At 69.6% G+C, this 25338-nt stretch carries 24 protein-coding genes and 1 pseudogene; 13 read left to right on the top strand and 12 right to left on the bottom strand.

What is annotated here, in order from left to right; genetic code table 11:
* Positions 1–260: 260 nt before the first annotated feature.
* The 5 genes and pseudogenes from G5C60_RS10105 to G5C60_RS10085 form a co-directional block, all read right to left on the bottom strand.
* Complete coding sequence (locus G5C60_RS10105) at positions 261–599, bottom strand: SCO5918 family protein (RefSeq protein ID WP_165257079.1); 339 nt, start codon at positions 597–599, stop codon at positions 261–263.
* Positions 600–633: 34 nt separating this feature from the next.
* Positions 634–819 (bottom strand): annotated as a pseudogene (locus G5C60_RS54030) (CBS domain-containing protein); the annotation flags it as partial.
* 9 nt (positions 820–828) lie between these two features.
* The gene (locus G5C60_RS10095) at positions 829–2304 is read right to left on the bottom strand and encodes a DEAD/DEAH box helicase (protein ID WP_206439317.1); all 1476 of its coding nucleotides are present in this window, start codon (positions 2302–2304) and stop codon (positions 829–831) included.
* Between the two features lie 176 nt (positions 2305–2480).
* Positions 2481–2684 carry a cold-shock protein gene (locus G5C60_RS10090; protein ID WP_004986771.1) on the bottom strand — a complete coding sequence of 68 codons (204 nt, stop codon included), beginning with the start codon at positions 2682–2684 and terminating at the stop codon, positions 2481–2483.
* A gap of 410 nt (positions 2685–3094) precedes the next feature.
* Positions 3095–4531, bottom strand: a complete 1437-nt coding sequence (locus G5C60_RS10085) for an aspartate ammonia-lyase (RefSeq protein WP_165257077.1) — start codon at positions 4529–4531, stop codon at positions 3095–3097.
* 106 nt (positions 4532–4637) lie between these two features.
* On the opposite strand from G5C60_RS10085, the gene G5C60_RS10080 reads away from it, so the two are divergent.
* Genes G5C60_RS10080 through G5C60_RS10070 form a run of 3 tightly spaced genes read left to right on the top strand, consistent with a single transcriptional unit; the run spans position 4638 to position 7433 of the window.
* Positions 4638–5972, top strand: coding sequence for a dicarboxylate/amino acid:cation symporter (locus tag G5C60_RS10080; protein ID WP_241266650.1), 1335 nt, complete (start codon positions 4638–4640; stop codon positions 5970–5972).
* Complete coding sequence (gene cuyB, locus G5C60_RS10075) at positions 5969–6787, top strand: cysteate racemase (protein ID WP_338145765.1); 819 nt, start codon at positions 5969–5971, stop codon at positions 6785–6787. The genes G5C60_RS10080 and cuyB overlap by 4 nt, the downstream gene beginning before the upstream one ends.
* A complete protein-coding gene (locus G5C60_RS10070; protein ID WP_165257074.1) occupies positions 6747–7433 on the top strand; it encodes a GntR family transcriptional regulator in 687 nt (228 codons plus the stop codon). The genes cuyB and G5C60_RS10070 overlap by 41 nt, the downstream gene beginning before the upstream one ends.
* Before the next feature lie 43 nt (positions 7434–7476).
* On the opposite strand, the gene G5C60_RS10065 is transcribed toward G5C60_RS10070, so the two are convergent.
* The gene (locus G5C60_RS10065; RefSeq protein ID WP_165257072.1) at positions 7477–7842 is read right to left on the bottom strand and encodes a winged helix-turn-helix transcriptional regulator; all 366 of its coding nucleotides are present in this window, start codon (positions 7840–7842) and stop codon (positions 7477–7479) included.
* 78 nt (positions 7843–7920) lie between these two features.
* On the opposite strand from G5C60_RS10065, the gene G5C60_RS10060 reads away from it, so the two are divergent.
* Entirely contained in the window at positions 7921–8502 is a 582-nt protein-coding gene (locus G5C60_RS10060; RefSeq protein ID WP_165257069.1) for a carboxymuconolactone decarboxylase family protein, read from the top strand.
* Here G5C60_RS10060 and G5C60_RS10055 read toward each other — a convergent pair.
* The 4 genes from G5C60_RS10055 to G5C60_RS10040 all read right to left on the bottom strand — a co-directional run bounded on the left by G5C60_RS10055 (position 8493) and on the right by G5C60_RS10040 (position 12293).
* Complete coding sequence (locus tag G5C60_RS10055; protein WP_165257067.1) at positions 8493–9365, bottom strand: substrate-binding periplasmic protein; 873 nt, start codon at positions 9363–9365, stop codon at positions 8493–8495. The two genes, G5C60_RS10060 and G5C60_RS10055, sit on opposite strands and share 10 nt — an antisense overlap.
* A gap of 167 nt (positions 9366–9532) precedes the next feature.
* Entirely contained in the window at positions 9533–10291 is a 759-nt protein-coding gene (locus tag G5C60_RS10050) for an amino acid ABC transporter ATP-binding protein (protein WP_165257065.1), read from the bottom strand.
* A complete protein-coding gene (locus G5C60_RS10045; RefSeq protein ID WP_165257062.1) occupies positions 10288–11091 on the bottom strand; it encodes an amino acid ABC transporter permease in 804 nt (267 codons plus the stop codon). Before G5C60_RS10045 ends, G5C60_RS10050 begins: the two co-directional genes overlap by 4 nt.
* Positions 11088–12293 carry an amidohydrolase gene (locus G5C60_RS10040; RefSeq protein ID WP_165257060.1) on the bottom strand — a complete coding sequence of 402 codons (1206 nt, stop codon included), beginning with the start codon at positions 12291–12293 and terminating at the stop codon, positions 11088–11090. The genes G5C60_RS10045 and G5C60_RS10040 overlap by 4 nt, the downstream gene beginning before the upstream one ends.
* Before the next feature lie 116 nt (positions 12294–12409).
* Between G5C60_RS10040 and G5C60_RS10035 the strand changes: the two genes are divergently transcribed.
* Positions 12410–13558, top strand: a complete 1149-nt coding sequence (locus G5C60_RS10035; protein WP_165257058.1) for an ArsR/SmtB family transcription factor — start codon at positions 12410–12412, stop codon at positions 13556–13558.
* 23 nt (positions 13559–13581) lie between these two features.
* Here G5C60_RS10035 and G5C60_RS10030 read toward each other — a convergent pair whose 3' ends face one another.
* Positions 13582–15111 carry an NCS1 family nucleobase:cation symporter-1 gene (locus tag G5C60_RS10030; RefSeq protein WP_165257056.1) on the bottom strand — a complete coding sequence of 510 codons (1530 nt, stop codon included), beginning with the start codon at positions 15109–15111 and terminating at the stop codon, positions 13582–13584.
* 359 nt (positions 15112–15470) lie between these two features.
* On the opposite strand from G5C60_RS10030, the gene G5C60_RS10025 reads away from it, so the two are divergent.
* The 5 genes from G5C60_RS10025 (at position 15471) to G5C60_RS10005 (ending at position 20101) form a co-directional block, all read left to right on the top strand.
* Positions 15471–15806, top strand: coding sequence for an ArsR/SmtB family transcription factor (locus tag G5C60_RS10025; RefSeq protein WP_165257054.1), 336 nt, complete (start codon positions 15471–15473; stop codon positions 15804–15806).
* Entirely contained in the window at positions 15803–16084 is a 282-nt protein-coding gene (locus G5C60_RS10020; RefSeq protein WP_165257051.1) for a hypothetical protein, read from the top strand. The genes G5C60_RS10025 and G5C60_RS10020 overlap by 4 nt, the downstream gene beginning before the upstream one ends.
* 80 nt (positions 16085–16164) lie before the next feature.
* Positions 16165–16689, top strand: a complete 525-nt coding sequence (locus G5C60_RS10015; RefSeq protein ID WP_165257049.1) for a hypothetical protein — start codon at positions 16165–16167, stop codon at positions 16687–16689.
* Positions 16690–16925: 236 nt separating this feature from the next.
* Positions 16926–17966: a 2,3-diaminopropionate biosynthesis protein SbnB gene (sbnB, locus tag G5C60_RS10010; RefSeq protein WP_165257047.1), complete on the top strand. Its 1041-nt coding sequence runs from the start codon at positions 16926–16928 to the stop codon at positions 17964–17966.
* Between the two features lie 242 nt (positions 17967–18208).
* Complete coding sequence (locus tag G5C60_RS10005; protein ID WP_165257045.1) at positions 18209–20101, top strand: AfsR/SARP family transcriptional regulator; 1893 nt, start codon at positions 18209–18211, stop codon at positions 20099–20101.
* A 143-nt stretch (positions 20102–20244) separates the two neighbouring features.
* On the opposite strand, the gene G5C60_RS10000 is transcribed toward G5C60_RS10005, so the two are convergent.
* Positions 20245–20865, bottom strand: a complete 621-nt coding sequence (locus G5C60_RS10000; protein ID WP_165257043.1) for a hypothetical protein — start codon at positions 20863–20865, stop codon at positions 20245–20247.
* A 470-nt stretch (positions 20866–21335) separates the two neighbouring features.
* Between G5C60_RS10000 and sbnA the strand changes: the two genes are divergently transcribed.
* From sbnA to G5C60_RS09985, 3 genes are all read left to right on the top strand, one after another.
* The gene (gene sbnA / locus G5C60_RS09995; protein WP_165257041.1) at positions 21336–22337 is read left to right on the top strand and encodes a 2,3-diaminopropionate biosynthesis protein SbnA; all 1002 of its coding nucleotides are present in this window, start codon (positions 21336–21338) and stop codon (positions 22335–22337) included.
* A gap of 185 nt (positions 22338–22522) precedes the next feature.
* The gene (locus G5C60_RS09990; protein ID WP_206439316.1) at positions 22523–24817 is read left to right on the top strand and encodes an MMPL family transporter; all 2295 of its coding nucleotides are present in this window, start codon (positions 22523–22525) and stop codon (positions 24815–24817) included.
* 265 nt (positions 24818–25082) lie between these two features.
* Positions 25083–25298: an MbtH family protein gene (locus tag G5C60_RS09985; RefSeq protein WP_165257030.1), complete on the top strand. Its 216-nt coding sequence runs from the start codon at positions 25083–25085 to the stop codon at positions 25296–25298.
* The last annotated feature ends 40 nt before the right edge of the window (positions 25299–25338 follow it).

The raw sequence follows: 25338 nt of genomic DNA, 5'->3' as shown, positions 1-25338 counted from the left end.
GCGGTACTGCGGTACTGCTCGGTGATGCGTACGGCTACCCGCCAGTTCGTGTCTGCCGGGTCTCGCTTGACTGTGTCAACGAGGAAGAGCGTAACCATGCAAGGTGCGAATGTCTACTCTGACAAAGACAGGTTTCGGCTCTCTGGGGACGCAGGAATCCTGCAGCCGTGCCACTACCGGATGCCGAGACAGCTGTGAGGGCCCTGCCGACGCGCGTCGGCAGGGCCCTCACATGTCCTGATGGCGGTTTCCGCCTGGCTTCACTCGTCCAGTGGGCCGGTGCCGCCGAGCAGTGCCGACGCGGTCTGGAGCGGAGTGTGGATCGAAGTCCGGAGCGGAGCAGGGGCGCTCGGGGGCGTTGACTCGGGGCCGGCGTGGCAGGTGAAGCCGAGGCGGCCCATGGCCCGGGTGACTTCGGCACCGGCGAAGTCACGGGGGTCCTGTCGGGTGATGACCTGGCCCACTTGCTTGACGGGGTAGCGGCGGCGGTCGATGGTCACGGACTCACCCGTGATGAGCTCGGGCTTGACGCCCTTCATCGAGGCCAGCACCCCGCTCTTGGTCAGGTCGAACGGGTACCGGGCGATGACGCAGCGCATGATGCCTCACAGGGGGAAGGAGAGCGGACTGACCGGGGCGAGGTCCATCGAGGATGTCCCGGAGACGGATCCGGTCCGTGTACGTGTACGTGTAACTGTCGCGGAGAACGGCGAGCCGGGCCCGGGTGATCAGGCCCGTGCACCGGTCGTCTCCGTCGCAAAGGATCAGGTACTCGACACGGGCACCGGTCATGACGGCCGGAGCCGCCTCGACGGTCATGCCGTGGTGTCAGGCAGCCGAGTCGAAGGAGCGCCGCCCCTGTCCCCTGCGGCGCGCCGCTTCGCCGACGGGCCGGCCATGGCCTGTGCCGCCCCGGCGGCCCCGGGACGAAGAGGACGCGCGGCGGGGACGTTCCACGACCGGGGCGGTGATGACGACCGGGACACCGGACGGGGCCTGAGCACCGGTGATGCGGCTCAGCTCCGCCTCACCCGAGCGCACCAGGGCGATCCGGGGGGTGATGCCGGCCGAGGCCATCAGCCGGCTCATGCCGCGGCGCTGGGCCGGGGTCACCAGGGTGACCACGCTGCCGGACTCACCGGCGCGGGCCGTACGGCCGCCGCGGTGCAGGTAGTCCTTGTGGTCGCTGGGCGGATCCACGTTGACGACCAGGTCGAGGTTGTCGACGTGGATGCCGCGCGCCGCCACGTTGGTCGCCACCAGTACCGTCACGTGCCCGCTCTTGAACTGGGCGAGCGTCCGCGTGCGCTGCGGCTGGGACTTGCCCCCGTGCAGGGCCGCGGCGCGGACGCCGCTGCTCAGAAGATGTTTGGTCAGCCGGTCCACCGCGTGCTTGGTGTCCAGGAACATGAGCACCCGGCCGTCGCGGGCCGCGATCTCGGTGGTCGTCCGGTGCTTGTCGGCGTCGTGCACGTGGAGTACGTGGTGCTCCATCGTGGTGACCGCACCCGCCGACGGGTCGACGGAGTGCACCACAGGGTCGGTCAGGTAGCGGCGGACCAGCAGATCGACGTTGCGGTCCAGGGTGGCCGAGAAGAGCATCCGCTGCCCGCCCGGACGTACTTGGTCGAGCAGGGCGGTGACCTGGGGCATGAAGCCCATGTCGGTCATCTGGTCTGCCTCGTCGAGGACCGTGATGGCGACGTCGTTGAGCCGGCAGTTGCCCCGGTCGATGAGGTCCTTGAGCCGCCCGGGCGTTGCGACGACCACCTCGGCCCCGGCGCGCAGCGCACCGGCCTGCCTGCCGATGGACATCCCGCCGACCACGGTGGCCAGCCGCAGACCCACGGAGCGGGCGTACGGAGTGAGTGCGTCGGTGACCTGCTGGGCCAGCTCACGGGTGGGGACGAGGACGAGGGCGAGCGGCTGCCGTGGTTCGGCGCGCCGCCCCGCTGTACGGGCCAGCAGGGCGAGTCCGAAGGCGAGGGTCTTGCCCGAACCGGTGCGGCCACGGCCGAGTACGTCACGACCGGCCAAGGAGTTCGGCAGGGTCGCCGCCTGGATCGGGAACGGCACGGTCACGCCTTCGTGGCCGAGCGCGGCCAGCAGCCGCGCCGGCATGGCGAGATCGGCGAACGACTCGACGGCGGGCAGCGCGGGCGTCATCGTCTTCGGCAGCGCGAACTCGCCCTGTACGGCCTGTCGGCCGCCGTAACTTTTGGAACGGCGCGGAACACCGGAGCGGTTGGCGGCTGTGCCTCCACCGAAGCGGTTGTATGTGGGATTTGTGCGTGTGCGATTCATGCGGAACCTTCCTTGATACGGCGCGTACCAAGAAATTCCCGCAGCACATGAGCGGCGCAGAGAATCGCGAGAACGAGCCAAAGACGATGTGGGCTGCGCCCAGAAATGCAGCGAGCTGGGGCCCGCACCCCAAGGTGCGGGCCCCAGCTGCGAAGTATGCGTGTCCGCGCCGGTTGTCAGGCGGGAACGATGTTCTCGGCCGTCGGGCCCTTCTGGCCCTGTGCGATGTCGAAGGACACCTTCTGGCCTTCCAGCAGCTCGCGGAAGCCCTGGGCGGCGATGTTCGAGTAGTGGGCGAAGACGTCGGCGCCGCCGCCGTCCTGCTCGATGAAGCCGAAGCCCTTTTCCGCGTTGAACCACTTCACGGTGCCAGTAGCCATTTCATTTCTCCTTCGGAGACGGTGTCAGGAATTCGCCGTGTGCGGATTCCGTGTCGCCGTGATGCTTACGCCGTCGGAAATGAACCTTCTGGCAACCACACCTGCAACTGAGATCGACATTAGCACGGCGCGATCAGCCCTGCACGGTCGATAATCCCCATCAGGTCGGCGGCCGGGGAATACGCACCGTGTGCGGTATCTATTTCTCACTTCACGAGCACAGATATTGCACTGCGCGGGCACGGTGTTCCTGCCGGCACTTCCGGCCGCAGCGCCGTGACGTCCGTCGATGGGACATGTGCCGCGGCCGTCGTCGCCAACGGTCGGGGCGCCGGTGAACGCACCGCGACCCCACCAGAGCGACGATGGTCACATCGCGCGCGTCGCCTCCGCACGGGCAGCGCGTCGTGTCACGGAGCGGCTGTCGCCGAGGGCTGCGCGGGGTGCCCGATGAGGTTCGCGGGCCGCAGGATCGTGTCCAGTTGGTCGGCGGTGAGCAGACCGGCTTCGGCGGCGAGGTCCTTGATGGGGCGGCCGGTGGCCAGGACCCGGCGGGCGAGGGCGGTGCAGGCGGTGTAGCCGATGTGCGGGGCGAGCGCGGTGACGAGGCCGATGGAGCGGTGGACGCTGTCGTGGAGGTGGTCGCGGTTGGCGGTGATGCCCGGGACACAGCGGGTGGCCAGGGTGTCGCAGGCGGCGCGCAGGTGGGTCAGGGAGCGCAGCAGGCTGTAGGCGATGACGGGTTCGAAGGCGTTGAGCTGGAGCTGTCCGGCCTCGGCGGCCATGGTGACGGTCAGGTCGTTGCCGATGACCTCGAAGGCGACCTGGTTGACGACCTCGGGGATCACCGGGTTGACCTTGCCGGGCATGATCGACGAACCCGCCTGTACCGGCGGCAGGTTGATCTCGCCGAGCCCGGCGGTGGGGCCGGAGGAGGTCAGGCGCAGGTCGTTGCAGGTCTTGGAGAGCTTCACGGCGACGCGCTTGAGAACGCCGGAGAGCTGGACGAAGGCGCCGCAGTCCTGGGTGGCCTCGATGAAGTCGCCCGCGGGCCGGACGGGTTCGCCGCTGATCTCGGCGAGGTAGGTGCAGGCGAGTTCGGCGTAGCGGGGGTGGCCGTTGATGCCGGTGCCGATCGCGGTACCGCCGAGGTTGGACTCCAGCAGCAGGGCGGCGGCCTCGGTGAGGCGCAGGCGGTCCTCCTCGATCATGACGGCGTACGTGGTGAATTCCTGGCCCAGTGTCATGGGAACGGCGTCCTGGAGTTGAGTGCGGCCCATCTTCAGTACGTCGCCGAACTCCGTCGCCTTCTCGGTGAACGCCGCGGCCAGCGCCCCCAGCGAGCCGTCGAGCCGGTGCAGCGAGGTGACCAGGGCGAGACGCACGGCGGTGGGGTAGACGTCGTTGGTGCTCTGGCCGAGGTTGACGTGGTCCAAGGGGTGGATCACGTCGTAGAAGCCGCGGGGGTGGCCGAGGATCTCCAGGGCCCGGTTGGCGATGACCTCGTTGGCGTTCATGTTCGTCGAGGTGCCGGCCCCGCCCTGGACGGGGTCGACGACGAACTGCTCGTGCAGCCGTCCTGAGCCGATCTCCTCGCACGCGCTGATGACCGCTGCGGCGATGTCCGGAGGCAGCAGGCCGAGGTCGCGGTTGGCCTGCGCGGCGGCCTGTTTGACCGCGGCCAGTGCGGCGATCAGGTCGGGGAACCGGGCGATGGTCGACCCGGTGATCGCGAAGTTCTCCACGGCCCGCACGGTGTGCACGCCGTAGTAGGCGTCGGCGGGGACCTCCTTGTCTCCCACCAGGTCGTGCTCGATGCGGGTGGCCTTCGTCGTCTGCTGCGCCATCCGTTGCTCCTCGTCCGTGCGGACCCCTTGACAGGTCACCGCTTCCGGCCTCAGTGTTGCCGACCAACACGCAGAACGCAATATATTGCATATGGCAGGAGACTTCATGGACACCACTCACCCCGCTCCCACCAGCACAGACACCCCACCGTCCCGGCGTTCACGATTCTGGCGACGCTGTCTGAAGATGCCGATCGGCATCCAGTCGATCCTCGCCGTGGGACTCGGCGCCCTCATCGGATCCCTCGCCCCGTCCGCGGGCGAGCAGATGAAGATCCTCGGAGACGTGTTCCTGAACCTGGTGCAGGTCGTCGTCCTGCCCCTGGTCTTCCCGCTCATCGTGCTGGGCATCGCCCGCATGGAGTCGGTCAAGAAGGTCGGCCGGATCGCCGGCAAGGCCATCCTCTACTTCGAGCTCGTCACCACCGTCATCCTGCTGATCGCGGTGGGCCTGGCCAAGCTCACGGGCATCGGCAAGGGCGCCCCCGTCGAGGGGGCCGACGCCAAGGACCTGGATGGCATGAGCCAGGGCATCGACTTCCACGAGCTGGTCCTGCACGCCGTACCGAAAAACATCTTCGCCGCGTTCGGCGAGGGCAACCTGCTCGGCGCGATCGTCTTCGCTCTTCTCGTGGGCGTCGCCATGGCCGCGATCGGGGAGAAGTCCACGCCCTTCGCCGCCGTCCTGGAGTCCGTCGCCGCGGTGATGTTCAAGGTCGTCGGCTACGTCATCCGCGTCGCGCCACTGGGTGTGCTCGGCTTCATCTCGTACGACGTCGCCTACTACGGCTTCGGCAACCTGCGCAGCCTGTTGGGCTTCATCGCCGTCGTGTACGCGGGTCTGGCCGTCGTCGTCGGCGTGCTGTTCCCGCTGATCGCCGCGCTCTACCGCATCCGGTACGTCGAACTGCTCAAGTCCATCGGCGGGCTGGCCGGAATCGCCTTCGTCACCCGCAGCTCCGAATCCGTGCTGGCCCCGCTGATGGGCAAGCTGGAAGCATTCGGCGTCAGCCGGTCGACGACCTCCTTCGTGGTCCCCCTCGGCTACTCCTTCAACACCGACGGCTCCGTCCTCTACCAGGCGGCAGCCCTGGTCTTCCTCGCCAACGCCTACGGCGCGGACACCTCACTGCCCGCCCTGCTGCTCATGGTCGGCGTCCTGGTGATCCTCTCCAAAGGCATGGCCGGCGTCGCCTCAGCCTCCATCGTCGTCCTCATCGCCGCCGGCAACTCCATCGGCCTGCCCGCCGAAGGCATCGCCCTGCTCCTAGGCGTGGACTTCATCGTCGACATGGCCCGCACCGGCGTGAACGTCATCGGCAACTCGCTCGCCGCCGCCGTCGTCGACAGCTCCGAGAACCGGCGCGAAGCCAAACGCGGCCGTCACGAAACCCCGGCCGAGCACCGGGTCACCGTCCTGGAGAAGGAACCCGCACAGTGAGCACCTCCACCGGTACGGAGATCATCGGCATCCTCGGCGGCATGGGCCCGGCCGCCACCGCCGACTTCTACGCCAAGCTCGTCGCGATCACCCCCGGCTCCAGCGACCAGGACCACCTGCGTACGGTCATCTGGTCCGACCCCACCATCCCCGACCGCACCGAGGCCCTGCTGGGCGACGGACCCGATCCCACCCCCTGGCTCCTGGCGGGCAGTCGCGTGCTGCGCGAGGCCGGCGCCACCGTCATCGCCATCCCCTGCAACACCGCGCACGCCTTCGTCCCGCGCATCGCCGACCACGTCGGCCTGCCCATAGTCCACATGATCGGCGAAGTCGCCCGGCACCTCGGCGAGTTGACCCCTCGTATCCACACCGCCGGACTGCTCGCCACCACCGGTACCGTCCGTGCCTGCCTCTACCAGGAGTGGCTGGACCGCTTCGGTATCCGCCTCGTACTGCCCGACGCCGGCAGCCAGGACCACGAGGTCATGACCGCCATCCGCGCGGTGAAGGCGGGCACTCACGACGACACGACGACCGCGCTCCTGTCCCGTGCCGCACAGGCCCTGACCGATCAGGGCGCGCAAGCGGTGATCGCCGGCTGCACGGAGATCCCCCTCGGCCTGCCCGCCGACGCCGTGCACGTCCCCGTCATCGACCCGGCGCTCGTCCTGGCCAAGGCCCTGGTCCGCCGGGCCACGACGGTGAACCGGGCCATGACGCAAGGCAGAGCCGGACAGGGAGCGGATGGAGGAGCGATGTACCGTACGCAATATGTCACTCGACAGCCCTGTCTCGCGCCGCCTCCTCAGTGACGAGGTCTTCGACCGCCTGCGTGACTCCATCGTGCGGGGCGAACTCGTCCCCGGCGAGAAGGTCAAGGACGGTGAGCTCGCCGAGCGCCTCGGCCTCAGCCGCACCCCGGTGCGCGAGGCGCTCGCCCGGCTCGCCGACATCGGCCTGGTCGAGGCCAAGCCCGGCGTCTACACCCGTATCACCACCCTCAACCGCCGCGACGTCGAAAAGACCCTCGCCGTCCTGCGCTCCCTCGACCAACTCGCCATCGAGACAGCGGTTCCGGTCATGACCGAGCAGGACCTGGAGCGCATGCGCGAGGCCAACCGCGACTTCGAGCGGGCCGTCGCCGCCAACGACACCACCGCCGCGCTCGCCGCCGACGACCGTTTCCACGCCGTCCCCATCGCGGCCGCGGACAATCCCGTACTCAGCCGGATCGTCGAGCAGCTCCACCCGCAGATCCACCGCATCCTCTACCGCAAGTTCTCCACGCTGCTCGGCGGCCGCAACACCATCGAGCACCACGACGAACTCATCACCGTCTGCGCCGGCGGCGACGCCCGCGCAGCCGCCGAACTCTCCGGACAGCACTGGTCCGAGCTCGGCGGCCACATCAACGAGCTTTTCGACACCAACCAGTTCGCCGAAGCGGCGACCGGCTGAGGGCTGTCCCGTAAATGATCGTCGGGGACCAGCCACGCTGGGATCATTTCAAGCCCTCGGAGCCTCCGGTCGTGACGTTGCCCGTCGCCTTGGCCCATCGTCGGCTCCAGGCGTCCAGCGGGCTCAGCGCCTCGACGAGGTCCTGGCCGAGCTGGGTGAGGTGGTAGCCGTCTGTCTGCAGGGTGAGCAGGCAGGCGCCGGTCAGCTCGTCGAGCCTGGTGGTGAGCACGCTGGAGGACATGCGCTCGCATCGGCGCTGCAATTCCCGGAAGCCGGCCGGGGCTTGGCTCAGTTCCCACAGAATGCGCATCGTCCAGCGTCGTCCGAGCAGGTCGAGTGCCGCCATGACGGGTCGACCCGACTCGGACCCTCGTACCGGCACACCCGGCCGTGGCGCTCTGGCTTCCATGCCCACTCCTTGCCCACTCCTTGCGCTTCGGTTCTCGAAGCATCATAGTGATTCGAAAATCGAAGCAGGAGGTGCCACATGCCGCGCATCGAACCGCTCCATCCGCCGTACCCTGCCTCCGTCGACCAGGCACTCCGCCGGTGGATGCCTCCCGACGTGCCGCACGAGCCACTCGCACTGTTCCGAGTACTCCACCGCAACCCGGAACTGGCCTCACGCATGTTCTCCCTGGGCGCCGGGCTGCTGGGCCATGGACTCCTCCCGGCCATCGACCGCGAGATCGTCATCGCCCGCGTGACCGCGCGTGCCGGCTGTGCCTACGAATGGGGCGTGCACGCCGCGACTCTCGCCCAGCAGGCCGGACTCAGCCCGGAACAGCTACGGGCAACCACCGAAACCGATACGGCAGCCAGTGCGACATGGCCGCCACGCCATGCCGCACTGATCGACGCAGTCGACGAACTGCACGACACGGCCCAGCTCTCGCAGTCCGCCTGGGATGCCCTGCGCGTTCACTACGAGGACGCTCAGCTACTCGAACTCCTCGTACTGACCGGCTGGTACCGAACCATCAGCTGTCTGGCCAACGGGCTCCTCCTGGAGGAGGAAACCTGGGGCGCTCGATTCCCGGATGCGCCCCCAAGGCCGGGTCAACGCTGAGTGGGTTCCAGGTCGGTGTTCACGACCTGGCTTGCGAGGTTCGGCCGTTCCTTGATCAGGTCGGTGGCGATCGGGTCGTGGAAGTACTTCTTGTACAGCTTGATGTAGGTGCCGTCGTCGATCATCGCGTCGATCTGGGTGTCGAGGTCCTTCAGGAGCTTCGGATCGCCGTCCTTGCGCAGGGGGAAGGCGCTGCCCTGGAGGCTGTCCACTTCGACGGCGATGCGTATGGGTTGTTTCTTGGCGTACTCGTCAGCGTCGGCGCCGCCGAGGACGATTGCCTCGACTCCTCCGGAGAGCAACTGTGTGATCAGTGCGGTCTGGTCCTTGAACTTCACCAGACGCGCTCCGGGCATCTCGCGGTTGACGAAGGTCTCCTGGACGGAACCGCTGACGGCGCCCACCCGCTTGCCGCGGAAGTCCGGCAGTTTGGTCTGCTTGCCGCTCTTGAGCGTCACGACGTCGGTGAAGCCCCAGTAGTACGGGGTGGTGAAGGCGACCTGCTTCTTGCGTTCGGGGGTGGCGCCGACTCCGGCCACGCCGATGTCGTACTGCCCGGCCGAGAGACCGGCGAGGATGCCCTGGAGGTTCGTGGTCTTGTACTGGACCTTCACGCCGAGACGCTTCGCGGCCTCGTTCATCAGATCGACGGCGAATCCGCTGGGCCTGCCGGCCGCGTCGGTGACCGCGAAGGGTGGCTGCTCGGCCTGAGTGCCGGCGGTGATCACACCGTTCTGGACCAGCTTGTACTGGGCGGTCGCGGATCCCGCCGCCTCGCTGTCCCCGCCGCAGGCGGTGAGGGAGAGCAGCAGGCTGGTGGCCGCGGCGCCGATCAGCAGCGATCTGCGGGAAGAGATGTTCATGACGGAGTGCATGGCGGAGTGCATGGCGTGGGCTTTCTGCTGGGAGGGAAGTTCACAGGACCGGTCGCAGGACCGGTCACAGGACGGGGCACAGGACGGGTTAGGGCCGGTCACAGGACGGGTCACAGGACCGGTCACAGGACGGGTTAGGGCCGGTCACAGACCGTTCACAAGACCTGGGAGAGGAACTGGCGCAGCCGGGGGTGGTCGGCGCGTTCGAAGATCCGGTCGGGGGTGTCGATCTCGGCGAGGCGGCCGTCGCACATGAAGGCGACGCGGTCGGCGGCCTCCCGGGCGAAGCCCATTTCGTGGGTGACGACGGCCATGGTCATGCCGGCCGATGCGAGATCCCGCATCACGGCGAGCACGTCCTTGACCAGTTCGGGGTCGAGCGCGGAGGTGGCCTCGTCGAAGAGCATCAGTTCCGGCTCCATGGCCAGCGCACGGGCGATGGCGACGCGCTGCTGCTGCCCGCCGGACAGCTGGGCCGGCCGCCGGTCGGCAAAGGCGGCGAGGCCCACTCCATCCAGCTGGCGCAGGGCGATGTGCCGGGCCTGCTCGCGCCCCATGCCTTTGACCGAGGTCAGGGCGAGCGTGACGTTGCGCTCGACGCTCATGTGCGGAAAGAGGTTGAAGTGCTGGAAGACCATGCCGATGCGGGCGCGGGCGGCGTCCACGTCGGCGCCCGGGGCGGTCAGGCAGGTCTCACCGAGCCAGATCTCACCGGCGTCCGGAGCCTCCAACAGGTTGAGACACTTCAGGAGGGTGGACTTTCCCGAGCCGGACGGACCGATCAGACAGAGCGTCTCACCACGCTGGACGTCGAGAGTGATGTCGCGCAGCACGGTGTTCTCGCCGTAGCTCTTGCCGAGGCCGGTGACCTGCAGAGCGGCGGGGGTGACGGGGGCCTTGGTCACGGGGGTCATCGAGTCTCTCCTCCGGCGGCCGGGACGGGGGTCTTGGGCAGGTCCGGCTCGGTGAGCGCCGGGGTGTTCCCGGGGCGGGGGCCTTCGCGCAGTCGCCTGTCGAGGTAGTTCACGAAGTAGGTCATGGGAATCGTGAGTGCGAGGTAGCACAGGCCCGCGGCGATCAGGGGAGAGGAGTTGTAGGTCCGGGCGACCTCCTCCTGCGCGATGAAGTACAGCTCGCGCTGCCCGGCGGCGAGGCCGAGGAGATAGACCAGCGAGCTCTCCTTGATGTCCTTGACGAACTGGCCGGCCAGCGCGGGCAGTACACGGCGGATGCCCTGCGGCACCACGACCAGTCGCATCGCCGAGAGGTAGCTCATGCCGAGGCTGCGGGCCGCCTGAAGTTGGCCCGGGTCGACGCTCTGGATGCCGGAGCGGAAGATCTCCGCGGTGTAGGCGCCGGAGATGATGCCGATCGCCAGGATCGCGTAGCCGAACGGGTCGGTGCCGAAGGGACGGAACCCCGCGGCGGGCAGCCCCACGCCGACCAGCATCACCGTGATGATGACCGGCAGGCCGCGGAAGACGTCGACGTACAGCCGCGCGGGCAGTCTCACCCACCAGCGGTTCGACAGCAGCAGCATCGCCGCCAGGAGGGCGATGGCGACGCCGAGGACGATCGCGCCCGCGGCGATGATCAGGGTGTTCAGCAGTCCCTCGGTGATCAGCCGGGGGAAGGTCCTGGCGATGAGATCCCAGTCGAAGAACGTGTTGACCAGGGCGTTCGACGCCAGGGGGATCGGGGACGAAGGTGTCATCGCGACTCCTGACCATGAGCGGGGCGGGACGTGGACGCGTGGAACTCCTCGCGGACGGCGGCGAGGAGGTCCGGGTCGCCGAGCAGGTCCAGAATCAGCGCGGCCATGGCGGTCGTGATCGTCTCGACCGCGTCGTGCGCCTGCGGACTGCGGGCGGCAACGCGCATCGGGACCGAGTGCCCCGGGGTGTCGCGGGGGCAGATCTGCACATAAGGATGGATGACGGGCAGCTCGATCGAGACATTGCCGATGTCCGAGGAGCCGGCCGGATTCGCCGGAGACGGTGGCTCCAGAGCCAGGCCGAGGCCGGCGGCGTATGCGGCGAGCCGGTCGGCCATCACCATGTTGTTGTTCCGCTCGGCGTAGCGGGGTGCTGTCTCGGTGGGCTCCACGCTGGTACCGGTCGCGAGCGCGGCCCCGTCGGCGGCCGCGAGGACCCGTGGCAGCAGCGCGTCCAGGGCGGCGGAGGTGGCCTCGCGTACGAAGATCTCCACCTCGCTGCGGTCGGGCACGACGTTGGGGGCCGCGCCGCCGTGCGCGATGATGCCGTGCACCCGTGCGGTCGGCGGGACGAACTGGCGCATCGAGTCGACCGCCGTGAGGAACAGCTGGGCGGCGGCGGCTGCGGAGCGGCCGTCCCAGGGCGCCTTGGCGGCGTGCGCGGCGACCCCGCGGAAGACCAGCCGCAGATGGCTGGCGGCGAGCGCGTGCCGGGCCCGCAGGCTGCGGTCGGCCGGATGGAACATCACCGCCGCGTCCACACCCCTGAACACGCCTCGCTCCAGCATCAGGATCTTGCCGCCGCCGCCCTCCTCCCCGGGTGTGCCGATCACCTTCACTGTGCCGGGGTGATCCGGTCGCGTGGCGGCCACGGCGAGTGCGGCGGTCAGCCCGCCGGCCGCTATGAGGTTGTGGCCGCAGGCGTGACCGATGCCCGGCAGCGCGTCGTACTCCAGCAGCACCGCGACCGTCGGGCCGTCCGACGGTCCCCGGTGGGTGGCCGTGAAGGCCGTCGGCAGGCCTGCCACGCCCTTGTCCACCTCGAAGCCCGCGGCGGCGAGCCGGCCTGCGAGCTGTTCGACGGCGTAGTGCTCCTCGAACCGGGTCTCCGGCGTCTCGTGCAGATCGAGACTGAGTTGCTCGAGCGCGGACCGACGCTCGCGTACGGCGGCGTGGAGGTCTGCGGGGACACAAGCTTTCACGGCAACTCCGGGAGGTCGCTTTCGGGTTGCCGGAACCGTAGGCCGTGCCGGACACTCCACCCACGATGCTTGCCGCGGTCGCGGTAACCGACACTCCCGACGGGCCGGAGGTGACCATGAGCGTCGTCCTCTCACTCGCCGGCGCCGACCCCTCGTGTGTGTCCGCGGATGCCTCACCACTCGCCGAGCTGACCGCCGCGCTGCACGCCTACACGGAGGCCGAGCACCATCCCCACGCGATCCGCTGGGCCCGCGGCCTCGAAACCGACGCGTCCGTAAGCGGGGTGTCCGGAAACGGCGCGTCCGCGCCCGACACGGCGGCACCCGCCTCCGCGCTCACTCCCGGTCTGCGGCGACGCATCAGGGGCTGGGCACCGCTGTGGGCCTCGTACCGGGCCCGCTACCTGCTCCCGCTGAGCGCCGCCGGAGACAGGCCGCTCGACGCGGAACTCGCCGACATCGCGGACCTGCCGCCCCCGCTCTTCGCGGAGCTCACCGGATACGCGATCCGAGGAGGCAACTCCGGCACTCCGCTCGACCGAGTGCTGTCCGACCGCACACAACGCGAGGGTCTGCTGGCCGCGGCGGAGCGGCGCTCGACCGCCCGCGCCGAGCTTGCCCACCGGCTCCTCGACGCGCCGGACTCCCTGCGCGCGGATCTGCTCGATCTCCTGGCCCAGGCGGCCCGGGCCCTGGAGCCGGACCTGGCGCGGGCGGCCCGGGCGATCGGCGGCCGGCTACCGCAGCTGCGGGCCTCCCTCGATCGCGACGGCCCCAGCAGGACGCTGGCCGGCCTGGATCCCACGGCCTCGTACCGCTCCGAGCCGCCGCGCGTGGTCTTCGACAAGTTCCACCACGGGATCGTGAACGTCGCCACCACCCCGGTACTCGTCGTGCCGTCGGCCTTCGGCCGCCCTCACCTGCTGGTGAAGCACGAGCCCGGCTTCGTGGCGGTCGTCCAGTACCCCCTGCTCCTGGAGCGCGACGACCAGCCCGGCCACGCGGTGGTGCAGCGCCGGCTCGAAGTGCTGTGCGACCCGGGCCGGCAGCGCATCGCGCGCGCCATCGCCCGGGAACCGCTCACACCCTCCGAACTGGCCACCCGCAGTGGCATGTCCCTGCCCCAGGTCTCCCGCCACCTCGCCCGGCTGCGCGACGCCGGCCTCGTCACGGTCGAGCGCGACGGCCGGCGTGCCTACTACCAGCTGAACCTGGAACGGGTACGCCGCATCGGCGACGACCTGCTCACGGTGCTGTTCCACTGACCGCGCTTGGAAGTAGCTGACTCTTATGCCTCTGTTGCCTCTGTTGCCTTTGGCGTCTCCGTTGCCGCCGTCCTCGCTGCGAGGGGGCTCTTGCCCCCGCTGAACGCGAAGTACAGGACCCCGGCCACGACGACTCCGATGAACCAGGAGTACGGACCCAGCGTCGCCCCGTATCCGGACGGTCCGTAGACGGGGAGGATGCTGGAGAAGACGGCGGCCACCGCCGCGGCGGCGAACGCCCGTACGTTCCAGCCGCCCTGGAAGCGGAACTCCCCGCCTTCGTCGTACAGGGCGGGCACGTTCAGCTGTGTCTTCCGGATGAGGTAGTAGTCGACGACGATCACACCGAAGATGGGGCCCATCGTCGAGCCGATGGCGTTGACGAAGCTGGGGGCGTTGTCCCAGGGGTGGAGCGGGTAGAGCAGCAGCGCGATGAAGGCGGCGATGAGGCCGCCCCGCCGGAAGGTCACGTACTTCGGGGCCACATTGGCGAAGTCGAAGGCGGGGCTGACGAAGTTGGCGACGACGTTGATGCCGAGGGTCGCCACGGCGAAGGTCAGGGCGGCGAGCAGGACGAGGAACGCGCTGTCGAACTTGGCGGAGATCTCGGCCGGTTCGAGGATGACCTCCCCGTACACCTTGCTGGCGGCGGCCGTGGTGATGGCCGCGACGAGGGAGAAGAGGATCAGGTTGACGGGCAGTCCCCAGATGTTGCCCTTCTTCAGGGCCTTCTCGTCGGGGGTGAAGCGTGCGAAGTCGCCGAAGTTGAGGAACAGGGCGGCGAAGTAGGTGACCCAGGTGGCGGCTATCGCCGCGATCGCGGCGAACGAGCCCGGGGAGACATCGAGTCCGGTGGCGCTCTTGGCGAGCGCGGCCAGGTCCTTGGCCGGCATGTCGACGGAGAAGGACAGCACCCCGGCCTTCACTGACAGCGCGATCGCCAGGATCAGCATCATCAGCCAGACCGCCGGGCCGGCGAAGTCCTGGAAACGGCGGACCGTTTCCATCCCCTTGCTGATGATGAGCAGTTGGGCGGCCCAGACGCCGAGGTAGCACAGCACTTCGAGGCCGCTGTGGTCGAAGAGCCGGGTTGTCTCGTGCAGGTTCTCGGGGCCGTCGTAGCGGACGAGGAAGGCGACGATGGCGCCGGCGGCGGCGCTGGTCTGGGCGCCGTACCAGAAGGTGGCGACCACGGCCCGTACGAGAGCCGGGACGTTGGCGCCGAAGGTGCCGAACGAGGCGCGGGCGAGGACCGGGTAGGGGACACCCGTCTTGACGCCCGCCTTGCCGATGAGGGTCATCAGCCAGTAGATGATCAGCGAGCCCACACCGATGCCGATGAGGAACTTGAAGGTGTTGCCCGCGACGAGGAACAGGCTGGCGGCCAGGAAGTAGCCGTACAGACTGTGCACGTCCGAGGTCCAGACGTTGAAGATGCTGAAGGCGCCCCACTTGCGTTCGGTGGCGGGGGCGAGGTCCGCGTTGTAGAGACGGGGGGAGTACCCGGGCGGGGTGGCGGTTCTGTCCGCGTCCGCGCTGTCCGTGGCCGTCATGTCCTGCTCCTTCTTGCCGTGCCCCATCCCCTCCCGGCGTCGTGCCGGACGGTTGATGCGTCAGCTAAGGGCCCGGGTGTTGCACCGGCATGTCGGGCGCGTAGCAGACCCGTCAACGGAAAATCTCTTCCATTTCCGGCGTGATCGCAGGCGGGGCGGACTCCCACGGAACTGTCGGCCGGTGACGGCATCGATCGCATGCAATGGCCGCGACGGCAAGTCCCTTTTGTCGACAGCGGCGTTGTGCGGAGTCGTTCTCCGCTCAGGGCGGGCGAAGCTGTTGCATGTGCCTACTTTGCAAGGCGGTTGACAACTCGTCATGGCACCTGCAAGGATTTGTTTGCAGATAGAGGAGGGGCATGGAGCTTTCCGAAGTGACGGGTGATCGACTGGTGCAGATCCTGGCCACGCTCGCCAACCCGCACCGGGTGCGCATCCTGGCCGCCCTGGCGGGCGGCCAGGACTATGTGAGCCGGCTGGCGCGCGAACTGGGGATCAGTCGTGCGCTGCTCCAGGTCCACCTGCGCAAGCTGGAAGCAGCAGGGCTTGTCACCTCGAGGCTCGAGCTGTCCGAGGACGGCAAAGCCATGAAGTACTACGACATCGAGCCGTTCTCGCTGCACCTCACACCTGAGGCCCTCGCAGCGGCTGCGCTCTCTCTCACCGTTGACCAAAGCCAAGGAGACCGTAAATGAGCCCCGTGCAGATGGCCGCCGACAGTGACGGCATGATCTGGTCCTTCGGGTCCATGGGATTCATCCTCGTGTGCGCGATGCTGGTGATCTGGCCGACGATCGCGGTATGGCGGGCCAAGACCACGATGTCCAGGGAGAGCGATTTCAAGAGCATCGCGGAGAAGGCGGTGATGGCCCAGCAGGACATGGAGCGCGAGCTGGTCGAGGTGCGCCTCCAGCTCAACGACATGAGCGACCGGGTGAAATCCGTCGAGCGGGTCCTCAAGGACGTCGAGTGACTCGGCGCCGCCCCGCTCCGCGTACGTAGGGGCTCGGTCCGCAGCCCCGTACCTCCACCCCCGCTGGAAGGACAACTGCCATGCTCCGGAACGTCGTAACGACCCAGATTCCGACGGCGGCCCTGGCGGTGGCCGCCGATCCGGCAGCCGGGCCCGCACCGCTCCCGGCGGGCCGGGTCCGCCCGCCGGGAGCCGGTGGCGAACTGGTGCTGGCGAACAGCGGCATCGTGGTCCGCCTGGTTGCGAACCCGGCGTCCGAGGGCCGTGCGTCTCTGGTGCTGCTGGCGAACGACGAACCGGTGGCGCTGACCCCGGCCCGGGCCGGCTCCGGGCGCGTGCTGGCCGGGGCCCTCCACGGCAGGCGCGGCGAGCGACCGTGGTCGCTGGCCTGGGGGCGGCTGTGTGCCGACGAGTTCAGCGTCTGTGCCGAGTTCGTCGGCGAGGCCCAGGGCGGCGCCCCGCGCACAGTTCTGGCCACGCGCCTCGGCCCCGGCTTCTGGCTCGCCGAGACGGCGGGCAACTATCGCGGGGTCACCGTCACGACCGCGGACAGCCGGCTGTACAGCGAGTTGTGGCCGGTTTCCCAGGCGCCTCAGGCGCTCTGAAACGCACCGGAGATCACATTGGCATCGTCCTGTCATTGCAGGAGGCTGACAGCCTGAGCGGCTGACAGTTCAGTGCCAGGACGGCAGGATTCTGACTGACGGGGGAGTCCTGGTAGTTCGCGAGTTCGATTGACCGTTTCTGAACGGTATTTGAGCGGAACTGACCAGTATCGGGACCACCCCTCGACGTGACCTGGTGTGCCTCACTTCAGGTGAGGCTTTGGGGGGAGTCCTGGATGTCCAAAGGCGTGGCGGAACCGTCGTTCGCCGTCATCTCCGGCGCTCAGGTGCATGACGCACTGCGCGGCCAGGAGAAGAAGATCGTCGAACTGGTCGAGGAGACCTACCGGCTGCACGGAGCCGGGCAGACCGTCAATCCCCCGTCCTACTTCCTCCGCTTCCAGGACCGTCCCACCTCACGGATCATCGCTCTGCCGGGTTCCCTCGGCGGCCGGATGCGGCTGGACGGCATGAAGTGGATCTCCAGCTTCCCCGGCAACGTGGCGGAGGGTCTGCCCCGGGCCTCCGCGGTGCTCGTCCTCAACGACTACGACACCGGCTACCCCTTCGCCTGTCTGGAAAGCTCCATCGTCAGTGCCACCCGCACCGCCGCCTCCGCGGCCCTGGCGGCCGACGTCCTCACCCGTGACCGCCACCGCCCCACGCGGGTCGGCTTCATCGGCACCGGACTGATCGCGCGTTACATCCACACCTATCTCACGGGCACCGGATGGTCCTTCGAGGAGACCGGGGTGTACGACGTGGCGGCGGAGTCCGCCGCCGGCTTCAGCTCCTACCTCGGCCGCACCGGCGGCGCCGGCCGCGTCACCGTGCACGACCGGGCCGAGGACCTGATCCGCTCCTGCGACCTGGTGGTGTTCGCCACCGTCGCGGCCGCACCGCACATCACGGACCCGTCGTCGTTCGCCCACAACCCCCTGGTGCTGCACGTGTCGCTGCGCGACCTGTCGCCGGAGATCATTCTGTCCGCCACGAACGTCGTCGACGACGTCGAACACTGTCTGAAGGCGGACACCTCACCCCACCTCGCCGAACAGCGCGTCGGCCACCGGGACTTCGTACACGCCACACTGCCCGAGGTGCTGGCCGGCGAGGCCGTCCTGCCCGACGACCGGCCGCTGGTCTTCTCCCCGTTCGGCCTCGGCGTCCTCGACCTCGCGGTCGGCGGGTTCGTGTACGAGGAGATCCAGCGACGCGGCGAACTGGCCGTTGTCGACGGCTTCTTCCACGAGCTGGACCGATACGGGCGCGACTGAACCGGCCCGACCGAACCGGCCCACTCGAACGACTTTCACCACCGACGGCGCACGGCCGCCACGCCGTGCCCGCCGTCCCCGGCCCTTCGACAGGTGTCTCCCCCACCGCCTGCCGCCCACGGAGCAACCGCCTTCCCCACAGGGTCGGTTCCCGCTCCACGAGCCAGTACGCACCAAGCCACAGCAGGCGGGCGTCCTCAGTGGGGATGCACCCCTCTTGCGCATGCGATCAGAGGGAGAACATGAGATTCCTGGTCCTGGGTTCGGTCGAAGCATGGACGACTCCCCATCACAAGGTCGCCCTCAGCGGATCCAAGCTGAGAACCGCCCTCGCCGCGCTGGTCCTCGCACGGGGCAGGGTCGTCCCCGACTCCCGGCTGTCCGCCCTGCTGTGGGGTGAAGCCCCACCCGCGACGTCGGCCGCGCAGATACAGACGTACATGTCGCGGCTGCGCCAACTGCTCGGCGACCACGCCGAGGTGGCCAGGCAGCGGCCCGGCTATCTCCTGCGGGTGCCGGACGGTACGCGGGAGGCGGGCACCTGGGACACGGATGTGGCCGAGTTCGAGCACTTCGCCGCGCTCGGCCGTGACGCACTGGCCGCGGGCGACGCCGACAGCGCCGCGCATCTGCTGCGCCAGGCGCTGGCCGTCTGGCGCGGACCGGTACTGGGCGGGGTGACCGAGTTTCTGGCCGAGGCCGAGCGGGGCCGGCTGGAGGAGATGCGCCTCACCGTCCTGGAACGGCGTATCGAGGCCGACTTCGCTCTCGGGCGGGAGGCCGAACTCGTCTCCGAGCTGATCGGCCTGGCCGCCTCCCACCCGCTCCGCGAGCAACTGTGCGGCCACCTCATGACCGCCCTGTACCGGTGCGGCCGGCAGGCGGACGCGCTCACCGTCTACCACGACTGCCGCCGGACCCTGGCAGACGAACTGGGCATCGACCCCACTCCGTCGCTGCAGCGGCTGTACCAGTCGATCCTCTCCGCCGCCCCCGTCCTGGCCACGCCCACCACGGTGGCCACCCGGGACGAGGAACCCCGGCCCGCTCCCGCGTCGCCCGCCGAACTGCCGCCCGCGCTCCCGGACTTCACCGGCCGGGAGCAGGAGGTCATACGGCTGCGGACCCAGCTCGCCGGCCGGCAGGGCGCCGGGACTCCGGCCGTGGGCGTCGTCGTCGGCATGCCGGGTGTGGGCAAGACCTCGCTCGCGCTGCACGTCGCGCACCAGCTCGTCGACGACTACTCCGACGGCCAGCTCTGTGTCGATCTGCGCGGTACCTCGACGACTCCGCTGGACCCCGCCGACGCCCTCGCCGACCTCCTGCGGGCGCTGGGCGTCGACAGCCGGGACATGCCGGCCGGCCTCGGCGAACGCACCCGGTTGTACCGCAGTACGCTCGCCGACCGGCGCTGCCTGATCCTGCTGGACGACGCCGCGGGCGCCTGGCAGGTGCGGCCCCTGGTACCCGCCGCTCCCGGCTGCGGCGTCCTGGTCACCGGCCGCAGTCAGCTGACCGCCCTGGAAGGCGTACGCCCCATCGTGCTCGGCACCTTCACCCGGTCCGAGGCGGCCGCGCTGTTGCGCAGCACGGTCGGCGAGGAGCGGATCGGTGCCGATCCGCAGTCGGCCGAAGAGCTCGCGGAGGCCTGCGGGGGGCTGCCGCTGGCGGTACGGATCGCCGGATCACGGCTGGCCGCCCGGCCGCACTGGACACCGCGCGGGCTGGCCGACCGGCTCGCCGACCCGAGGCGCGGTCTGGACGAGTTGTGCCTCGCCGATCTGCGGGTGCGCGACGCCCTGGAGGCCAGCTACCGCCGGCTGACCGAGCCCGCCCAGCGCGCGCTGCGCCTGTTGGCCAGGCCCGACGTTCCCGCCTTCACCGCCCGTACGGCGTCGCTGCTGCTCGACCTGCCCCTGGACGCGGCGCAGGACCTGGTGGAACTGCTGGTCGACGATCACCTGCTGCAGCCCGTCGACGGCGAGAACCGCGGCTACCGCATGCACCGGCTGGTCCGCACCTTCGGTCTGGAGCAGGCCGCGCGGTGCGAGACGGGCCGGGAACAGCACACGGCGCTCGACCGGACCGGCCGACCGCACCGGCGGCTGGTCAGCGAGCGCGGCGAAGTGGCCTGACTCCGCACCCCTCCGGCAGAGGCCGGACCTCCGCGGGAGGGGTGACGGTCTCCCCTCCGCCGGCCGCCGTCGGCGTTCGCGTCGATGGCGCGTAGCCCGGTCGGCCGTGGACGGAGGCCGGGCTTCCGGCGGAGGGTGTGCGTTCAGGAGCCGATGGTGATGTCTCCGCCGCCGGACTTGGCGGTCACCTTGCGGGCGGAGGCGGGGTCCGTCTTGACGGTCACCTTCTCCGTGCCGCCGTCGGCGTCGGCGTCGACGGCGTAGGGGCCGCCGGGCAGCCGCAGGCTGAGGTCTCCGCCGCTGGTGCGTACGTCGGCGGTGTCGGGCGCGGCGGAGAACGCGGCGTCCGCGCTTCCGCCGTCGGTGTCGACGGTGAGGTTCCCGGCCAGAGCGGTGACCTCGACGGCGCCGCCCTCGGAGGCGAGGGTCACGGAAAGTGTCCGGGGCACCTCCAGCCGGTACGACACCTCGCAGGGCGAGGAGTCCGACGAGCAGCCGGGGGTCTTCAGGGTGAGCGTGGAGCCGCTCACCGCGTGCTCGGTCTTCGGCTTGCCACCCGAATAACGGAACTTCTCGGTCACCTGCACGGTCGTGCGGTCGCTCGCGACCAGCTCGATGAGACCGCCGTTGCTCTCCACGTCCAGGGCCGAGACGGTCTCCTTCACTGTGTAGGAGTTGGTCTCGGAGGTCTCTTCGTCCGTCATGCAACCGGAGAGAAGCGCCATGAGCGTCAGAGCCGCTGCGGCGTGAGCCTTGGTCTTCACGGTGGTGTTTCCTTTGCCTTGGGCGACATGGCGCGCGGAGGGCCGAAAGCCCCCAGTCGACAAGTCTGCTGACACCTCGAAGGGCTGTCAGGCGACCTCGATGGCAGGACGCTGCGGTGGCAGCATGTTGCCTCCGCGGGCGCCCCGGGCCCGCCCCTTCGGCCGTGCGCGGTGTGCCATGGTGATGCGGTGCCCCGGCCGACGGCCCGGGCTGCCGCGTCCGGCGTCCGGACGCGAGGACACCCACACCCAGGCAGTTCTGCCGGGTGTGCGCGGACCGACGGGGGCCGGCACACATGGACGATCGTGGGGGTCACGCCTGCGCGCAGCCTGCGGCGAAGTCCTCGCCATGGAAGCGCGATAGGTGCGGCATAGAGGCGCCCCGCACGCTGGTCGCGGTCAGCCGGTGGCACGCGGAAGACAGCGACGGGCCCCGGGACAACACGATTCAGCAGCGGAGGGCACCCGATATGGGCCGTCCCGTGCTCGACGGAATTCTGGCGGCCATTGGGGAAACCCCGTTGGTGGAGCTGGGAAAGATCTTCCCTGGACTGGGCTCCAGGGTCTTCGCCAAGATTGAGAGGTTCAACCCGGGAGGAAGCGTCAAGGACCGTTCGGCCCTGGGCATGCTGCTCAGCAGGATCCAGGACGGCCGGCTCGTCCCGGGGCGCTCGGTCGTGATCGAGTCGAGTTCCGGCAACCTGGCAGTCGGTATCGCCCAGATCTGCCGGTACTACGGACTCGACTTCATCTGCGTCGTCGACGCCAAGACCACACAGCAGAACCTCGCGCTGCTGCGTGCGTACGGAGCGAAGCCCGAAGTGGTCGTGACACCGGACCCGAAGACGGGTGAGTACCTGGCGGCGCGTCTGGAGCGGGTGCGGGAACTGGTGGCGACCGTGCCGGGCGCCTACTGGCCCAACCAGTACTCCAACCCGCTCAACCCGCAGGCCCACCGGGACACCATGAGGGAGATCGTCGAAACGCTGGACGGGAAGGTGGACTACCTGTTCGCCGCGGTCAGCACGTTCGGCACCCTGCGCGGATGTTCGGAGTACCTGCGCGAACAGGAGCTGGACACCACTGTTGTGGCGGTCGACGCGGTGGGCAGCAGGATCTTCGGACAGCAGGGGGCGCCCAGGCTCATCCCGGGGCACGGAGCGTCCGTACCACCGGCGCTACTCGACCCGGACGCCGCCGACCACGTGGTCCACGTGTCCGACATCGACTGCGTGGTGGCCTGCCGTCGGCTCGTCCTGACCGAGGCGGTGCTCGCCGGAGGCTCCTCCGGGGCGACCGTGGCGGCGCTCGAGAAGTTCGGCGACCGCATCGCTCCCGGCTCCAACTGCGTTCTGATCTTCCCGGACGGGGGCGACAGATACCTGGACACCATCTACTCCGACCACTGGGTCAGTTCGTCCTTCGGTGAGATCTCCCACCTGTGGAAGCAGCAGAAGGGCAGCGACAGCTGAACCCCTGCGCCCCCCACGGTCCGCCGGCTCCCCGCACACCGCGGCCGGCGGACCCTCAGGCGTGTCGCGCGTCCGCGCGGTACTTGAAGGAAACGAACGAGAAGGGAGAGCTGCTCGTGCCCTCCAACGGTGAGCCGGCTGCCCCCACCACCCCGCTGCCTCCGGGACGGGGACAGCCCCAGCCCTTGATCGAGAGAGTGGCCGCGTGGTCGGCACGCCGCCGCAAGGCCGCGCTGTTCGGCTGGCTGCTGTTCGTCGTGCTCACCTTCGCGGTGGGCGCGGCCGTAGGCGGCCAAGGGCCGCAGAACCACGACCCGGGAGAGTCGGGCCGGGCCCAGGTCATGATCGAGGAGGCGGGTGACGACACCCGGCCGCCCAGCGAGAACGTCCTCGTCCAGGCCGGCGCCGACTCCCCCGGCTTCCGCACCGACACCGCGCTGCAGACGGCGGTCCAGGACGTCGGCGCGACGCTGCGCGGCCTGACCGGCAAGGTGTCGGACGTGGTGGTGCCGACGCCCGCCGAACCCGGGGGCCTGGTCTCCGCCGACGGCCGTTCCGTGCTCGTCACCTTCTCGCTCGCCGGACCCGGCTACGGCTGGGACAACGCGGCCGAGGTGGTCGAGCAGACCAAGCAGAAGGTCGGGCAACTCGCCGAGCGACACCAGGCTCTGACGATCGTTCAGGCCGGTGACGCCAGCGTCGACTTCGCCGTCGAGGAGGCCACCAGCGAGGACTTCGCCACCGCTGAAATGACCTCCATCCCGCTGACGTTGGTCATCCTCCTCGTGGTCTTCGGTGCGCTGATCGCGGCGGGCATTCCGCTGCTGCTCGCCGTGACCGCCGTCCTCGCCGCCATGGGGCTGCTGACCCTGGCCGCCAACTGGCTCCCGGTGAACGACACCGCGTCCTCCGTGGTGCTCCTCGTGGGCATGGCCGTCGGCGTCGACTACACCCTGTTCTACCTGCGCAGGGAGCGTGAGGAGCGGCTGGCGGGACGCGACACCGCACAGGCCCTGCGGATCACCGCGGCCACCTCCGGCCGGGCCGTCGTCATCTCCGGGCTGACCGTCGCCGTTTCCATGGCGGGGTTGCTCCTGACCGGCATCGACACCTTCACCGGCATGGCTGTCGGCACCATCGCCGTGGTGCTGCTCGCCGTCGTCGGCTCGCTGACCGCGCTGCCCGCCGTACTGTCCATGCTCGGCTCCAAGGTGGACGGCCTGCGCATCCCCTGGATCGGCCGACGCCGCGCCGAGGCCCGCAGTTCCCGGGCCTGGACGGCTGTCGTGGCCCAGGTCGTGCGCCGGCCGGTGATCTGGGGCGGGGCGGCGGTCGCCGCCCTCGTGCTGGCCGCGCTGCCCGCCGCCGGCATGCGGCTGGCCGACCCCGGACTGCAGGAGCGGTTCCCGGACAGCGTGCCGGAGATCTCCCACCTGGTCGCCATCCAGGAGGCGTTCCCCGGAAAGCCGGCCCCCGCCCAGGTGGTCGTCACCGGCTCCGCCATCGGCACCGGCGCCTTCGACGAGGCGGTCACCGCCCTGCGCGAGCAGGTCGCCAAGAGCGACGGGGCGCTGGCCGAACCGGTCAGGACCGCGAAGATCGGTGACGGCGGGACCGTCGTCGTCACCGTCCCGCTGGCGGGCACCGGCAACGACGCCGAGTCCCAGAAGGCGCTGAAGCTGCTGCGTGACACGGCACTGCCGCGCAGCCTCGGCGAGGTCGACGGACTGCGCTACGCCGTCACCGGGCAGACCGCCGGGCCGACCGACATGGCGGCCGCGCTGGACAGCCGTACGCCGGTCGTCTTCGGGTTCGTCCTGGTCTTCGCGTTCCTGCTGCTGGTCTCGGCGTTCCGGTCGCTGGCGATCCCCCTGGTGTCGATCGCGCTGAACGTGCTGTCCATCGGCGCCGCGTACGGAGTCGTCACGCTGATCTTCCAGGACGGCCACCTCAGCGGACTGCTGGGCTTCGAGTCGTACGGCGGGATCATCAGCTGGCTCCCGCTGTTCATGTTCGTGATCCTGTTCGGCCTGTCGATGGACTACCACGTCTTCATCCTCAGCCGGATCAGGGAACTGCGCATGGACGGTGCCGACACGAACACGGCCGTCACCCGGGGCATCGGCGGCAGCGCCGGTGTCGTCACCAGCGCCGCCGTGGTCATGATCGCCGTGTTCTCGATCTTTGCCACGCTGTCCATGCTCGACTACAAGATGCTCGGCATCGGCATGGCGGTGGCCATTCTGGTGGACGCCACGCTGGTGCGTGGAGTGCTGCTGCCCGCGGCGCTGGTCCTGCTCGGGGACCGCAGCTGGACGCTGCCCCGGGCGCTCGCCTGGATCCCCGCGGTGGCCGCCGAGAAGAGCCCGGAACCGCCCGCCGCCACCCAGAAGGAGGCCGCGGAGGACACCAGGACGGAGGACACCACGACGGAGGACACCACGACGGAGGACCGGGACAAGGACGTCGAACGCGTCTGACACTCCGGCACTCCGGCACTCCGGCACTCCGGCACTCCGGACTTCCCTCAACGCAGCGGCCCGGCCGCCCCCACCCATGGGGCGGCCGGGCCGTCGCGTTGCCGTCCCGGTGTCCCGATAGCTCCGGTAGAGCCGGATTATGGGCGCCCTCGGAAGGATGGACAGCACGATGCCCGCAGCCTGAAGGACGTGACCGCAGGCCACGGAGCCGCTGCCGCGTCACGGCCGGCAGCACCGACACACCACCCCGACGAGGAGTCCTGTCATGGCCGACGAGCGTGCCGACGACCGCATCTACCACGTGGTCCTGAACGACGAAGAGCAGTACTCGATCTGGGCGGCGGACCGTGACCTCCCGGCCGGCTGGCGCGCGGAGGGCACCACCGGCACCCGCGAGGAGTGCCTCGCCCGTATCGGCGAGGTCTGGACGGACATGCGCCCGCTGAGCCTGCGCCGGCGCATGGAGCAGGCGAGCGCCTGACACCCGCCCCCCCCACCGCCGTCGGCCGTCCGTCGGCGCG

Source organism: Streptomyces scabichelini, assembly GCF_011045015.1.
Taxonomy (GTDB): domain Bacteria; phylum Actinomycetota; class Actinomycetes; order Streptomycetales; family Streptomycetaceae; genus Streptomyces; species Streptomyces scabichelini.
Note: the sequence above shows the minus strand (reverse complement) of the source record. Positions and strands in the feature narration are given on the sequence as shown.